The 14,011-nt window shown below is 62.7% G+C and carries 12 protein-coding genes, 1 tRNA gene and 1 pseudogene; 2 read left to right on the top strand and 12 right to left on the bottom strand.

Features of this window, described 5'->3' with window-relative positions:
- Window positions 1-20: 20 nt before the first annotated feature.
- The 12 genes and pseudogenes from AC07OK_RS11785 to AC07OK_RS11730 form a co-directional block, all read right to left on the bottom strand.
- Window positions 21-1,304: a TolC family protein gene (locus tag AC07OK_RS11785; RefSeq protein WP_494690478.1), complete on the bottom strand. Its 1,284-nt coding sequence runs from the start codon at window positions 1,302-1,304 to the stop codon at window positions 21-23.
- Window positions 1,305-1,433: 129 nt separating this feature from the next.
- Window positions 1,434-1,841 (bottom strand): hypothetical protein, encoded by a 408-nt coding sequence (locus AC07OK_RS11780; RefSeq protein ID WP_494690477.1) that lies wholly within the window; start codon window positions 1,839-1,841, stop codon window positions 1,434-1,436.
- Window positions 1,842-1,997: 156 nt separating this feature from the next.
- Window positions 1,998-3,326, bottom strand: coding sequence for a type II toxin-antitoxin system HipA family toxin (locus tag AC07OK_RS11775; RefSeq protein ID WP_494690476.1), 1,329 nt, complete (start codon window positions 3,324-3,326; stop codon window positions 1,998-2,000).
- 3 nt (window positions 3,327-3,329) lie between these two features.
- The gene (locus AC07OK_RS11770) at window positions 3,330-3,587 is read right to left on the bottom strand and encodes a helix-turn-helix domain-containing protein (RefSeq protein ID WP_494690475.1); all 258 of its coding nucleotides are present in this window, start codon (window positions 3,585-3,587) and stop codon (window positions 3,330-3,332) included.
- Window positions 3,588-3,693: 106 nt separating this feature from the next.
- Window positions 3,694-4,218 (bottom strand): helix-turn-helix transcriptional regulator, encoded by a 525-nt coding sequence (locus AC07OK_RS11765; protein ID WP_494690599.1) that lies wholly within the window; start codon window positions 4,216-4,218, stop codon window positions 3,694-3,696.
- A 45-nt stretch (window positions 4,219-4,263) separates the two neighbouring features.
- A pseudogene (locus tag AC07OK_RS11760) lies at window positions 4,264-4,464 on the bottom strand (hypothetical protein); the annotation flags it as partial.
- 34 nt (window positions 4,465-4,498) lie between these two features.
- Entirely contained in the window at window positions 4,499-4,828 is a 330-nt protein-coding gene (locus AC07OK_RS11755) for a hypothetical protein (RefSeq protein WP_494690474.1), read from the bottom strand.
- 940 nt (window positions 4,829-5,768) lie between these two features.
- Window positions 5,769-5,858 (bottom strand) — tRNA-Ser (locus AC07OK_RS11750).
- A gap of 60 nt (window positions 5,859-5,918) precedes the next feature.
- Window positions 5,919-8,003, bottom strand: coding sequence for a putative bifunctional diguanylate cyclase/phosphodiesterase (locus AC07OK_RS11745; RefSeq protein ID WP_494690473.1), 2,085 nt, complete (start codon window positions 8,001-8,003; stop codon window positions 5,919-5,921).
- Between the two features lie 3 nt (window positions 8,004-8,006).
- Entirely contained in the window at window positions 8,007-9,173 is a 1,167-nt protein-coding gene (locus AC07OK_RS11740; RefSeq protein ID WP_494690472.1) for an EAL and HDOD domain-containing protein, read from the bottom strand.
- A gap of 268 nt (window positions 9,174-9,441) precedes the next feature.
- Window positions 9,442-10,059 carry a response regulator gene (locus tag AC07OK_RS11735; RefSeq protein WP_217945567.1) on the bottom strand — a complete coding sequence of 206 codons (618 nt, stop codon included), beginning with the start codon at window positions 10,057-10,059 and terminating at the stop codon, window positions 9,442-9,444.
- Window positions 10,060-10,081: 22 nt separating this feature from the next.
- Entirely contained in the window at window positions 10,082-11,452 is a 1,371-nt protein-coding gene (locus tag AC07OK_RS11730; RefSeq protein WP_494690471.1) for a cache domain-containing protein, read from the bottom strand.
- 178 nt (window positions 11,453-11,630) lie between these two features.
- On the opposite strand from AC07OK_RS11730, the gene AC07OK_RS11725 reads away from it, so the two are divergent.
- Window positions 11,631-13,715 (top strand): carbon starvation CstA family protein, encoded by a 2,085-nt coding sequence (locus AC07OK_RS11725; RefSeq protein WP_494690470.1) that lies wholly within the window; start codon window positions 11,631-11,633, stop codon window positions 13,713-13,715.
- Window positions 13,715-13,915, top strand: a complete 201-nt coding sequence (locus AC07OK_RS11720; protein ID WP_494690469.1) for a YbdD/YjiX family protein — start codon at window positions 13,715-13,717, stop codon at window positions 13,913-13,915. The genes AC07OK_RS11725 and AC07OK_RS11720 overlap by 1 nt, the downstream gene beginning before the upstream one ends.
- Window positions 13,916-14,011 lie beyond the last annotated feature (96 nt).

Raw genomic sequence — 14,011 nt, 5'->3', positions numbered from 1 at the left:
CGCGAGCATGTTCTTGTTATTCATTGGGACGCCTGATGGTTGGTCTTGCTGGAATGCTGGGTGACGCCAGTCTCTGGAAAGAGGAAATTGAGTTGCGCCCATAGCCGCGCGGTATCCATCTGTAGCTGTAGCGCCTGCCAGCGAAGCTCGGCCTCGCTGCGTCTTGCCGCCAGCACCTCGGCCAGTGTCGCCTTCCCGCCGCGGTAGGCGGCCAGCAGCGCCTGGCTGCGCGCATCCGCCAGCGGCAGCGCTTCGCGTGCGTAGCGGGCGATCCGCTCCTTCCCGCTCTGCCACTCGACGATCATCGAGCGCGCCTCCGCGACGTGTGCCCGCAGCATTTCGTCGCGCTCGGCCTTCGCCTGTTCGAGCACGGCGAGCCTGGAGCTCAGTTCGCGATCCTGCCGGTTCTTCCGGTCCCACTGCAAGGGCACCGAAATGCCGACCGAAACCATGTTGGAATACGCCGGACCGCGCTGCTGGAACGCCACCTCCACGCTCCAGTCGGCGCGCCGGTTCGCTTGCGCCAGGCCGACCTCCGCCTGCGCGATATCCTCCTGCCTGCTCATCACCGCGATTTGTGGGTGGTGCGCGAGGTCGCTGTCGAGCGACCTCGGGTCCAGGCGTATGCTGTCGATATCGGGAGCGCCGGCGACGGCGGCCTCGCCGGAACCGGTCCAGCGGGCCAGCATGGTCTGGGCGACCCGCAGGCGGCGGCCGACCTCGCTGCCCCGGTCATCCAGCGCCAGCAAGGCAGAACGCGCGGCAAGCATCTCGGCCTGGCTGCCGCGCCCGCCACGGTAGGCTGCCTCGGCGGCCTCGATTTCCTGTCGCGACAAGGCCACCTGGGTGGCGACCACGCTGGCCATTTGCTGCGTGTAGTAGACCTCCAGCCACGCGATGGCGGTGTCGCGTTGGATCGCCGCCAGCGCGACGTCCTTTTGCGCCTGCGCCTTGTCCGCTTCGCGCTCCAGGCGCGCGGCACGCCAATGCAGTTTGTCGGCGCGCGTCAGCTCCTGCGCAATGCCGACCCTGCGCATGGTCATGAAGTCATTGGTCAGGCTGAGCCGATCAGGGCCGCTGACAGGTAAATTGTCGATGCCGACCTTGAGGACGGGATCGGGGCGTTGGCCAGCCGCGACCGCCATCTCATGGGCGGCGGCGGTGGCCTGATCCTGGGCGCTCAGCTGGCGCGAGTGGTCGACTGCCTGCTGCTGGGCCTGGCCCAGCGTGAGCGCTGGCGATGCCGCCGGCACGCCATGTGCGGCCGCCAGGCAGGCGAGCGTGAAAGTGGTCTTCGACAACACGCGAAGACACGAAGAGCGTGCGTAGACATGCACGGATAACGGGGATGGCATAGAACCTCCAGAATGCAACGGACAACATCGCGCTCGCCGGACGCGGCGATGCGATGACGAACTAGGCAGTCTGGAAAATTAAATGCGGAAACAGCAATTGCGGATGGCGATAGGCGGCGCTGTCGATCGCGCCAGCTCGATCGGCGGATAGGAGGTGGCATCGACAATCGAGACGACCTCGAACAGTTGCAGAGTCAACAGCAACGTGACCGGGACGAAAGGCGGCACTTCTGGCGCAGGCGTTTTATCGAGCGATTGCTTGGAGGGCTCGCCATGCGCGTGCAGATGGCATAGCGCCGGCTGTGCGGCATCCATGCCTTGGCAGTTCGGCATATCCGCCATGACAGGGTTGGCTGGTGCCGCATGGCTCCGAGCTGCCGCCGGCGTTCCGGGGCACACATACGACGCCACAGCAAGCTGCATAAACAGCATACTGATGAGAGCGACGATAACCGTCAGAAACCGAGTGGGGTGGAAAGTCTTCATGGGGAGATGCTGTCTACAGTCCTGCTAGCCTATCTTTGAACACATGGGTAGTCAATAGTCGGCTCAAAACCGAAATCCTTACACACACTGTAAAGCTTACTGCAGTGGGAAGGTCAATTCCTTTTTTCGACTAGCGCCGCCTTGAAGTTTACGGGTTCAAGCGCCGCTCAATTGCTTTGCGGATCGCTCGATGCCGGCAAAGATCATCCCGGCGACCCGTTCAGGAAATCCCGGCGGCAGCCTAGCCGCGACCGCCTCAATCGCACCTTGGGTCCTCGCCAGCACGCTTTCGATGACGTCTTCCGCATCGGCGCGCAGGAAGTACTTTGCAGCGGTGCTATTGAAGTGTCGCCGCCGCACGTCTGAGTATCGGTAGTGCTTGCTCTTGCCCAGCATGGCCATGGCCAGCCTGGCTTTGTGCAGCGAATATTGATTCGCCCCGCCACCCTCTATCGGCCAAATCGACATGACGTCATAGAGCGGCGTCAGCGCGTAGCGCCCCCCCGGCAGCAAGTGGATGCTGAAGTTCTTGGCGTGACCGTCCGGCGCGGCCATCATCCAGAACAACACCTGGCTGGCCAACAGCGTCGTCAGATCTTCCTGCGCGCGCTCGGAGCCGCGCAGCACCGCAGCCAGATCCGCCAGGCCCGGCCCGCCGTCGCTCTCGTACTTCAAGTGCGACGGTACTCCGAGGGCCTGGCAAAAGTCTTCCTGCGGCAAGCGCATGATCCATTTTCCGGACGGGTGCATTCGGCGGTCGAAGCGTTCGACACCGAGCACCTTCTGGCCGCCAAAATTCAAGATGGCGGTCTGGGCAACCGGCAGGCCAAATCCCGCCAGCAGGTTCATGCACAACCATTCGTTCTCTACCGATGCCGTCAGGTCCGCTTTGCGGTGGCCGACCAGCCCCAAGGGCAATTTGAGTATGTGGGTGGTAGGGGTCGATCCATGTGGCCGCATCCAACCGCCGTTATGCCACAGCAGAGCGGTCTTTTCCTGCGCGCCAGCCAATGAGATGCGCAAGTCGTCGGCATCCTCGCCGCGCCCCATCGTCCCCGACTGCGTGAGCTGGATCAGATGCCGTTCGACGTCCTCTTCGGACATCGGACTGCCATCGATGCGTTTGACGTTGGTGGGCGCGTCGTCTTCCTTCAGCAGCTGGACCGCGCCAACGCAGTCCCTGCCGATTTCCTGCAGCAAATCGAACGCTTCAATGGACGCCAGCTTGTAGTGCGATGCCAGGCGCTTGCGGATAGGTTCGCTGTCCGGCAGCAGGTTGTCGAAAAAATCGCGGACGACATCGCCTCGCAAAGGCTGGTCGCCTGTGTAGGGCAACGACAGCGACAGCGGCCGCCCCACAGCCGATGCCCGCCACGCCTTATCATAGAGGAACTGTGTTTCGCCACGAGCGGGGATGGTCCAGGTTCCTACGCGCTCGCCGTTGCTCCAGACCGATAACGAGCGCGAGTGCGATTTGCGTCCCATGGCTTACCAATCCGGCGTGGCTGATCCACGCACTTCGGCATCATCGTTTTTCGGCTGCACTAGCACTTCGTAATTCAGTGCCGCTAGCAGCGCCAACAGTTGTTCGACGTTGATCGATCCAGGGTCCAGCTCCATCGCGGAGATGCGGCTTTGGCTAATGCCCACACGTTGCGCGAGCTCCGTCTGCGAAAGACCAGCGGATTTGCGCACCGACTGAAGAAGCGGCCCAAGCTGTTTGGAGAGCGCCAGAATTTGCTTCATGAGATGCTTTCTGCGTTTTACCTGTATAACGAATATTTACAGATTACGCGCATAACAGGTATTCGTCAAATACCCGCCATACAGCTAGCTTGTTCACGGATGCATCTTAGACGAACAATGCCTGCATCAGGTCTACAGTCGCAGGCTCAATTTGCTTGGCGCCTTTAGCCAGATTAATTTGCTTCGCCGCCTCCGCAACTTCAATGGCGCCAGGAGCGATGTTGTACGCAGCTTTTTTTCTCATCCAATGAAGCACATCGACCAAATGCCACAAGGACAAGCTGCCCGCGTGGACAGGCACGGGGAAAGTGGAGAAATTATTCACCGCCAGTTTCCGCATGTTTTGACGCGTCACGCCAACCGCGTCCGCAATGTCGGTAAGACCAACCAGATCTGGTCCCGCCTCGATGAGCTGGGCAGATGGGATGACCTGCCTTACATCGGTCAGTGCACTGGTCAGGGCTTCAAAGGCAGAGTTCGCTTCCCTCGTAAATTCAAGCGCTATTCGGCCCGGGACGCCTATGCCAATCAGGGCATCATCACATCCGCCCCCGCCCAGGCGCTCGACCAGTTCGTCCTGATTTCCATCCGCGCCGGACAGTTGATAGTTGAGCTTGAAAGTAAATTCCATTTCCGACTCCTTGGGTGCATCGCCGGTCTGATCGGCGTCCGCAGCTTCACTCTTCCGTCCGGTGCAATTGTCTACGACACGCTTAATGGCTCTTGCATGATTGCCTGGATTTCTCGGGCTACTCCAGATGGACGTGATGCAAAATTCTCCGCAGCGGCATTCCTGATCGTTATAAGGACAGAATATTTTCCCCCATGCGTGCCCGCCGATGGAAGCCTGCCGGCTGGATGTACCCAAACAGGGCATACGCCAATCCAAGAGTCTTACCTCTTTGCGGCAGTCACTTTTTTGAAGGTATGGATTTACCGTTGGAGGATGTGAATTGTTCGATATGACTTTGAGCATCAGGCAAAATGAGTGCCTCGCCATCAGACGCTAGTCCACACGAATCTACTCGTGGATAATTCGGATAAAGATTGGCCACTTTGCTCACCGCATCTTTTTCAGTATCGCCGCGTACAAGTACACTGCGCTCCGGATTTTGATCATCTTTGTTGGCATAAACGTTGCATTTATAAATTCCCACAGGCATCCCTTTGAGGAAAAAATGTAAGTGCCGCTGTACGTCCGCAGATGGTGATCTAATTTCATTTTCATCTATTGCGAGCACGCCACCGTGGAATGCGAGCCAGCGCCGTCGATTGTAAGCTCATTTGCAGAGGGCATGAGCATGATCGCGTCGCCAGTTGCAATTAATTCGAGCTGAGATCGGCGTCAAATGCGAGCATGGCCCGTTTAAAACGCGAGCCGTTACACATAGCACAGTGCGGGATGTGTTTCTTACTGATACCCGTCAGCGCGGGCTTTCGCCACGCAGTCATCAAATCGAGACTTCCCGAGCGAAGAGGAAAACAGGCCCGTGCCCACTTGCTTGCATGTTATTTCCCCGCCCTTAGCATTTTTAAGGGTCTGATCTTGGACTGGCACTAAGGCACATCCGCCAAGTACAAGCGCAAGCACTCCGAAGAAGCCGATATTTTTCATTGCTCTACCCCCAAAAGTTAACGGCGCTGAATACGGTAACACGAAAAGGAACCCCGAAGAGAAAGGGGTGCGACAAGGACTCCTTTTTATGCGCAGCGGAACATAAGAGCGATCCTTACCATACCTCAGCACGATGCTGCTTAACAATGCTACGCTCTGCGCGAGCACCTGCCAGTGTGACCCCGGGCTAGCTGCCAAAGAACAGCCGCGACTCCTTGCCATTCGCCTGGCGTACCTTCATGCGCCAGAACTTCGTGCCGCTGGGCATGACCTCGATATAGGGGCGCGCTCGGGGTGTTCCGGCAATTGGACATTTATTGCATCATGGAATTGAAATTAGGAAATTTTTGACGAGCCGCCGGTCTGCTTACCGTGAGAGTTAGAGTATGCACGCACCGCGCGCCCTCGGCGCGCTAGGCTGCCGCTACGCGGCAGCAGTTGGGCGATTCGGAGCGGGATGGCCCTGCAGGGCCATGCCCTTCGAATCTCACACGCAGGGCCCGCAGGGGCCCTGCTCGCTTCCGCCAGGCAATAAAAAACCGCCCGAAGGCGGTTTCTTTATTTCCTGGCGGAAGCGGTGAGATTCGAACTCACGAACAGTTTAACCCGTCGCTAGTTTTCAAGACTAGTGCCTTCAACCACTCGGCCACGCTTCCTAAGTGTGCAGCATTATACAGATTTCACCCCCACTTGGGTGCCGAACCGTCGATCCGCCCTCAAGCGGCCCGGCTGGCCTGCCCCGGCGTCCAGTTCTCGCGCAGCGCCTGTTCGAACGCTTCCGCCTCCAGCGGCCGCGAGAACAGATACCCCTGCACCTCATCACAACCCGAATTCTTCAAAAACGCCAGCTGCTCCACCGTCTCCACGCCCTCGGCGATGACTTTGTGCTTGAGCTGCTGCGCAATACTGATGATGGTATTGGCAATCGCACAATCATTAGCATCCCCCGGTATGCCGATGGTGAACGAACGGTCGATCTTCAACGTATCGATCGGGAAGCGCTTCAAGTACGACAAACTCGAATACCCCGTCCCGAAATCATCCAGCGACAAGGTCACGCCCAGCGCCGTGATCCGGTCCATGATGCCGATCACCCGGTCGATGTTGTGCATCAGCGTGCTTTCGGTGATCTCCAGCTCCAGCCATGTCGGCTCCAGCCCGTAGCGCGTCAGCGTCTCCTGCACCCGCCCCGGCAAGGCCGAGGTGAACTCGCGCGCCGACACATTGACCGCCAGCCGTATCGGCGGCAAGCCAGCATCCTTCCACACCTTGGCCTGCGCGCAGGCCGCTTCCAGCACCCATTCGCCGACCTGCACCACCAGCCCGGTGGCCTCGGCCAGCGGAATGAACTCGATCGGCGGCACCAGGCCGCGTATCGGATGGCGCCAGCGCACCAGCGCTTCGGCGCCGATGATCTTGCCGGTGTCGATGCTGAACTTGGGCTGGTAGTGCAACAGCAGCTCGCCGTGGCCCAGCGCGTGGCGCAGCCCCGTTTCAATCCGCATGCGCTCCTGCATGCCCTGGTTCATGTCCTGGCTGTAGAACGCGACGTGGTCGCCTTCCGACCCGCCCTCCTGCTTGGCGCGGTACATGGCGATGTCGGCCAGGCGCAGCAGGGTCTCGGCGTCGCCGCCGTCCTGCGGGTACACGCTGATGCCGATGCTGCCGCCCACGCGCAGGTCGTGGCCGTCGATCACGATCGGCGTGTTCAAGGTGCCCAGCAGCTTTTGCGCCACCATGCTCGCCTCGAAATGCTGGCCGATGTCGAACAGGCCGACGGCGAACTCGTCGCCGCCCAGCCGCGCCACCAGGTCCTGGTCGCGCAGCACGGCGCGGAAGCGGCGCGCCACTTCGCACAGCAACTCGTCGCCGATCTTGCGGCCCAGGGTGTCGTTGATCAGCTTGAAGCGGTTGAGGTCGATGAACAACACGCAGCCGTGCAGCTTGCTGCGCTGGGCCACCGTCAAGGCCTGGTCGACCAGCTTGGTCAGCAGCGAGCGGTTCGGCAGGTTGGTCAGCGCGTCGTAGTAGGCCAGGTGGTGGATGCGCTCTTCCGCCATCTTGCGTTCGGTGATGTCGGTCAGGTAGGCGATCAGGCCGATGGCGCGGTCGTTGATGTCGCGCAGCGGCGACAGCGACAGGCTGGCCCAGAACACTTCGCCCGACTTTTTCTTGCGCCGCACTTCCATCAGGCGCCCGCCCTGCTCGAGGAAGGTGTCGTCGAAACTCTCGTCCTCGTCGTCGTACAGGAACAGGATGTTGCGCCCCACCGCTTCCACCGAGCTGTAGCCGAACAGGCGCTCCGCGCCCTTGTTCCAGCTGATGATGAAGCCGCTCATGTCCATGGTCAGCACCGACTCGTGGATGTGGTCGAGGATCTGCGCCTGGTGCTGCAGCTGCGATTCCACCTGCACGTAGGCGTGGCTGGAACGCTGCGCCAGCGCGTGCACCTGCAACACGCTGCCGGCCAGGTTGGCCAGGCTGGCCAGGTGTTCGCGGTCGAGCGAGCTGTAGCGCTCGCGCCCGGACACCACGAAACGGCCGAAATATTCGTCGTCGAACAGGATGTCCTGGGTCAGGCTGGGCACCGCGTCGTCGTTGGCGGCCAGCACTTCGATCACCGGCGCCTTGAGCAGCATGGCGTGGGTGTCGGCCGGCAGGAATTCGCCCAGCGGACTGTTCATCACGCTGCGGACGATGCGCCCCAGCTCCTCGGCCAGCGCCGCTCCGCGCAAGCGCAACACCGCGTCGCATAAAGCCGCGCTGTTGCTCAGGAAATCGGAGACGGGATGCGCGACCATGGCTTAGATATTCCTGCTGACCTGGATCGCCCAGTGGTAAGCCTGCAATTGCGCTTGCCAATAGGTCTCATGGTCGATGCCGGCCTGGTCCAGACCGGCGCGGTCGTGGCGCTCCACCAGGGCCAACAGTTCGCCCAGCGGGCCGGCGCGGTCGAGCAGCGCCATCACCACGTCGAGGTCGAGGCTGAGCGCGGCGACGATTTCCGTCATCGGCATGCCCAGCAACACGTCCAGCAGCGAGAACACGCCGGCCACGAAGGCCATGTCCTGCTGGTCGCGCTCCCAGCCGAGCGCCTTGCTCAGCCCTTCCATCTGCGCGGCGCGCACCGCCGCCAGCGGCAGCAGCGGGTTGGACATGCCGTCGTCCTGCTGGCGCGCGTACAGCAGCAGCTGCAGCCAGCGCTGCAACTGGCGCCGGCCCAGCACGTTGATGGCCTGGCCGAAGCTGTGGATCGGCGAACTGAGCGCGAACGCGGCCGAGTTCACCAGCTTGAGCAAATGGTAGGACAGCGCCGGATCCTGCTTGAGCAGCACTTCCAGCTCGCGCGAGTCGGCGTCGCGGGCCAGCAAGCCCAGCAGCGCCAGCAGGCGCTTGCGCGAGGTGCCGTCGCCGGCGTTCATGTCTTGCGGCGGATGCAGGGCGAAGTCGCCGGCGAACCAGCTGAAGCCGGCCTGGGCGCATTCGGCGATGCGCGCTTCGCTGCCCATGCCGGCGGCCAGGTGCGGCCCCGGCTGGGCCACCAGCGCCAGCACCGGCGGCATCACCAGCGCGGCGTCGACCATCAGCGACTTGGCGCCGCACAGGGTGGCGTCCATGCCGGCCACGCCGTCGACCATGATGCGGTAGCCGGCGTCGGCATACGAGGACAGTTTCTTTTGCACCGGGAGCTCGGCGCAGGCGGCGGCCGGCACGCGCAGGATCACGCGGTGGGGCGGCAGCTCGGACAGTTGGGACAGTTCCAGCAGCGCCGGCTGGGCCACCGGCAGGATGCAATCGAGCGGCGCCAGCGCGGCGAACGCGTCCTGCGTCTTGAGCAAGGTCAGCGCCGCCTGGAAGGCGTCGCCCGAGTCTGCGGACAATTCAAAAGTCAGTGCCACCCACTCGTTGTGAGCGTTGGACACGGCTTGTAATTCCACCAGTGGAAACATGCTAGTTTCAGGCGCAGACATCAATATCTCATTGAAGGTTGTGCGCGCAATCTTAGATCAAGCATTGATATTAGGCAATCAATTACCACCCGACAGTATTGTTATTTTCAATACGACCAGTGTAAGACCAATCATCGCGCGCGAAACGTTTACTTTTATACAATTGCAAATACACAAGCGGTGCAGGAATATAGCAGATATTGCCGCACAAACACGCACTGTTAAAAATTGCTTAATAGAATTAGAGTCGATACTCTGTATTTACAACAGGATTGCAACCGCCGCAAGGTTACTGCACGTGCTGGACCGCGAACCGGATCAACTCGGCCTGCCCCTCGATGCCCAGCTTGCGCTTGATGTTCAGGCGGTGGGTTTCCACGGTGCGCACGCTGAGGTCGAGCGCGCGGGCGATCTGCTTGTTCGACTCGCCGTTGGCGATGTGGCGCAGCACCTCGTGCTCACGCGAGGTCAGCTGGTTGTCCTGGGTGTGCGGCTGGGCCAGCTGGCGCGCCAGCGCGGCGCTGTAGTAAATGCCGCCGGACATGACGGTCTCGATCGCCACCACGATGTCCTTGCCGGGCGCGTCCTTGAGCACATAGCCGCGCGCGCCGGCCTGGATCGCCTGCGACACGTATTCCAGCTTGTCGTGCATCGACAGGATCAGCACCGCGATGCGCGGAAACGCCTGCTTGAACTGGGCCGTCGCTTCGATGCCGTTGGTGCCGCGCATATTGATGTCCATCAGCACCAGGTCGACCTCGCACTGGGCGGCCTGCTCCAGCGCCTCGGCCGCGCCGCCGGCCTCGGCCACCACCTGGAATTGCGGCATCGCCTCCAGCCGCGCGCGCAGGCCGTCGCGCACCAGGGGATGGTCGTCGACCAGCAGGATTTTGATTGTGGCTGTCATGTCTTAATCTTTATAAACGGTATTAACTATTGCCGGCAAAGGCAGTCACCGCCGTGCCGTCGCTGGAGGACGCGATGTCAAAGCGGCCGCCGATGGCGTCCATCCGCTCCATCATATTGCGCAAGCCGATGCCGTGCTTGGGATGCAGGGCGATGCCCTCGGCGTCGAAGCCGGCGCCGTCGTCGCGGATGCGCAGGGTGACGCCGCCGTGCTCGCCGGTCAGGCGGATCTCGATGCGGCTGGCGCCGGCGTGGCGCTCGATATTGGTCAAGGCTTCCTGGGCCACGCGGAACAGCACGGTGTTGGCGACATCGGGCAAGTCGTCGGTGCAACCGTCCGCCTCGAAGTGTACCGGGGTTGCGCTGCTGAGCGTGTACTCCTGGCCCAGGTGGTGCAGCGCCGCCGCCAGGCCCAGGTCGTCCAGGATGGCCGGGCGCAGATTGTGCGAGATGCGGCGCACCTCGCCCATCACGTTGTTGAGCTGGTCGGCCGCGTGCTCGAAGGCCGCCTGCGCCGCCTGCTGCTGCGCGACCTGGCCGGACGCCAGGCCGGACGTCAGGCGGATGATGCCGGCCTCGATCTGCAGCTTGATCGACACCAGCCACTGGCTGATGCCGTCGTGCAGGTCGCGCGAGAGCCGCGCCCGCTCCTCCTCCTGCGATTCGACCACGCGCTGGGCCAGCACCTTGAGCTTGGCGTCGGCCACCCGCAGCTCGCTGATGTTGAGCGCCAGGCCCGAACTGGCGACCGCCACCGAGGCCGCGATGGCGATCGCGGCGATCCACAGCATGGTGTTGCGGATGTTGCCCGATTGCTGGACATCGACCCTGGCCAGCGCCTGGTCGACGTCGTCCAGATAGATACCAGTGCCCAGCATCCAGCCCCACTTCGGCATCGGGATCACGTAGCCGAGCTTGGCGCCGGATTTGTGGGTGGACGGCTTGACCCACCTGTAGCGCTCCAGCCCGCCGCCCGCGCGGGCGCGCGCCAGCAGGTTCTGGATGGTCGGCTGGCCCTGCTCGTCGCGCAGCTGGTACAGGTTGCGGCCCACCAGCTCGGGCTGGCGCGGATGCATCAGCGTGTTGCCCTGCATATCGTAGACGAAGAAATAGCCGTCGTCGCCATAGCTGAGCGAGGACAGGATGCGCTTGGCCTCGTCGCGGGTGGCCTGGTCGTCGCGGCCCGATTCGTACAGATGGGCGATGGCGTGCGAGGCCAGCGCGACATAGTGCTTGAGTTCGGCCTCCTTGCTGCTCAGGTAGGCTTGCTGGATGGTCTCGCGCTGCTGCTGGGCCAGCAGCACCGACTGGTGGCGCACCGCCAGCGCGATGGCGATCAGCGCCAGGATCAGCGGCGTGATGGCCAGGAATATGACTTTTTGCCGCAACTTCATGACGTTCGTCCCGAATGATTCTGTAGCGCGATTCTACGCCCCCGCCGGCCGCGGCGACTACGTAGTTGTACCGAGCCATAGTGCGTAGTGCTGCGCTTGCGGCGGTTATCAGCTTCCTGAATACTGGACATAAGCTGCAGTGGGGTCTCAAAGCAGCGCCCAAAACCTTGGAGGAAGCATGAAAACACTGCACCACACCGCGCCACCCACCCTGGCCAGCCGGCTGGGCTGGGCCGCGCTCGCCCTGTGCGGCGCCGCGGCGCTGGGCGTCATCGCGCTCAAGCGCGGCGAAGCCGTCAGCGCCATCTGGATCGTCATCGCCGCCGTCTGCGTCTACCTGATCGCCTACCGCTTCTACAGCCTGTTCATCGCCGACAAGGTGCTGGGCCTGGACGCCCGCCGCATGACCCCGGCCAACAAGCTGAACGACGGCCTCGACCACGTGCCGACCAATAAGTACGTGCTGTTCGGCCACCACTTCGCCGCCATCGCCGGCGCCGGTCCGCTGGTCGGCCCGGTGCTGGCCGCCCAGATGGGCTATCTGCCCGGCATGCTGTGGATACTGGCCGGCGTGGTGTTCGCCGGCGCGGTGCAGGACTTCATCGTGCTGTTCATTTCGATGCGCCGCGACGGCCGCTCGCTGGGCGACCTGATCAAATCGGAGCTGGGCCAGATCCCCGGCATGATCGCGCTGCTGGGCACCTTCATGATCATGGTCATCATCCTGGCGGTGCTGGCGCTGATCGTGGTGAAGGCGCTGACCGGCTCGCCGTGGGGCAGCTTCACCGTCATGGCCACCATCCCGATCGCGCTGTTCATGGGCGTCTACACGCGCTACGTGCGCGTCGGCCGCATCGGCGAAGTGTCGATCATCGGCTTCGTGCTGCTGATGGCGGCCATCTTCGGCGGCCAGATCGTGCAGGAAAACCCCGCCCTGGCGCCGATGTTCACCTTCACCGGCACCGAGCTGACCTGGATGCTGATCGGCTACGGCTTCGTCGCCTCGGTGCTGCCGGTGTGGCTGCTGCTGGCGCCGCGCGACTACCTGTCGACCTTCCTCAAGATCGGCACCATCGTCGGCCTGGCGGTCGGCATCGTGGTGGTCGCGCCCTACCTGAAAATGCCGGCCATGACCAAGTTCATCGACGGCACCGGTCCGGTCTGGGCCGGCTCGCTGTTCCCGTTCCTGTTCATCACCATCGCCTGCGGCGCCGTGTCCGGCTTCCACGCGCTGATCGCCTCCGGCACCACGCCCAAGATGATCGAGAACGAGACCCACGCCCGCTTCATCGGCTACGGCGCGATGCTGATGGAATCGTTCGTCGCCATCATGGCGCTGGTGGCCGCCTCGACCATCGAGCCGGGCGTCTACTTCGCCATGAACAGCCCGGCCGCGCTGCTGGGCACCACTGCCGAGTCCGCCGCACACGCGGTGTCGCAGATGGGCTTCTACATCACGCCGGAAATGCTGACCCAGACCGCCAAGGATGTCGGCGAGCACTCGATCATCTCGCGCGCCGGCGGCGCCCCGACCCTGGCGGTGGGCATGGCGCAGATCCTGTCGGGCGTCATCGGCGGCAAGCTCATGATGGCCTTCTGGTACCACTTCGCCATCCTGTTCGAGGCGCTGTTCATCCTGACGGCGGTCGACGCCGGCACCCGCGCCGGCCGCTTCATGCTGCAGGACTTGCTGGGCGCCTTCGTGCCGGCCATGAAGCAGACCGAGAACGTGTACGCCAACCTGAGCGCGACCGGCCTGTGCGTGGCGGCCTGGGGCTACTTCCTGTACCAGGGCGTGGTCGATCCGCTGGGCGGCATCAACACCTTGTGGCCGCTGTTCGGCATCGCCAACCAGATGCTGGCGGCGATCGCGCTGATCCTCGGCACCTGCGTGCTGTTCAAGATGAAGCGCGCCCGGTTCGCCTGGGTCACCGTGCTGCCCACCGTGTGGCTGCTGCTGTGCACGCTGACGGCGGGCTTCCAGAAGATCTTCGACGCCAATCCGAAGATCGGCTTCCTGGCGCACGCCGCCAAGTACCAGGCCGCCTTCGACGAAGGCAAGCTGCTGGCGCCGGCCAAGTCGGTGCTGCAGATGCAGCAGGTGATCTTCAACGACTACCTCGATGCGTCGCTGGCCGGCTTCTTCATGATCGTCGTGCTCAGCGTGCTGGCGTTCGGCATCCGCACGGTGCTGGCGGCGCGCGCCTCGGCCCAGCCGACCGCCCAGGAAAGCCCGCTGGTCCTGTCGCCCCAGGTGCAGTGATGCTGGGCGACATCGCCAAGGCCGGCCGCTATCTCGGACAAAGCATGCGTCTGATGATGGGCCTGCCTGAATACGACACCTACGTCTCGCACCGGGAAGCCACCCATCCCGACGAGCCGATGATGACCTACGAGGAATTCTTCCGCGAACGTCAGGAAGCCCGCTACGGCGGCGCCGGCAAGCGCGGCGGTTGCTGCTGACAAAAAGCCTCCCTGTCTGGACAGAGCGCGATCTTGAGCGCGTTCTGCCTGACCGGGAGGCTTTTTCTTTTTTTCGGGAACTTTCTGCCCGACCTG

Source organism: Duganella sp. GW821-FHT07G03, assembly GCF_059418605.1.
The sequence above is the reverse complement of the archived record's forward strand: the minus strand, read 5'-3'. Positions and strand labels throughout refer to the sequence as shown.

What these genes read in the sequence shown, in the direction of transcription:
- AC07OK_RS11780 (WP_494690477.1), bottom strand. Translation starts at nt 1,841, where the DNA reads ATGAAGACTTTCCACCCCACTCGGTTTCTGACGGTTATCGTCGCTCTC.
- AC07OK_RS11775 (WP_494690476.1), bottom strand. Translation starts at nt 3,326, where the DNA reads ATGGGACGCAAATCGCACTCGCGCTCGTTATCGGTCTGGAGCAACGGC.
- AC07OK_RS11770 (WP_494690475.1), bottom strand. Translation starts at nt 3,587, where the DNA reads ATGAAGCAAATTCTGGCGCTCTCCAAACAGCTTGGGCCGCTTCTTCAG.
- AC07OK_RS11765 (WP_494690599.1), bottom strand. Translation starts at nt 4,218, where the DNA reads ATGGAATTTACTTTCAAGCTCAACTATCAACTGTCCGGCGCGGATGGA.
- AC07OK_RS11745 (WP_494690473.1), bottom strand. Translation starts at nt 8,003, where the DNA reads ATGGTCGCGCATCCCGTCTCCGATTTCCTGAGCAACAGCGCGGCTTTA.
- AC07OK_RS11740 (WP_494690472.1), bottom strand. Translation starts at nt 9,173, where the DNA reads ATGTCTGCGCCTGAAACTAGCATGTTTCCACTGGTGGAATTACAAGCC.
- AC07OK_RS11735 (WP_217945567.1), bottom strand. Translation starts at nt 10,059, where the DNA reads ATGACAGCCACAATCAAAATCCTGCTGGTCGACGACCATCCCCTGGTG.
- AC07OK_RS11730 (WP_494690471.1), bottom strand. Translation starts at nt 11,452, where the DNA reads ATGAAGTTGCGGCAAAAAGTCATATTCCTGGCCATCACGCCGCTGATC.
- AC07OK_RS11725 (WP_494690470.1), top strand. Translation starts at nt 11,631, where the DNA reads ATGAAAACACTGCACCACACCGCGCCACCCACCCTGGCCAGCCGGCTG.
- AC07OK_RS11720 (WP_494690469.1), top strand. Translation starts at nt 13,715, where the DNA reads ATGCTGGGCGACATCGCCAAGGCCGGCCGCTATCTCGGACAAAGCATG.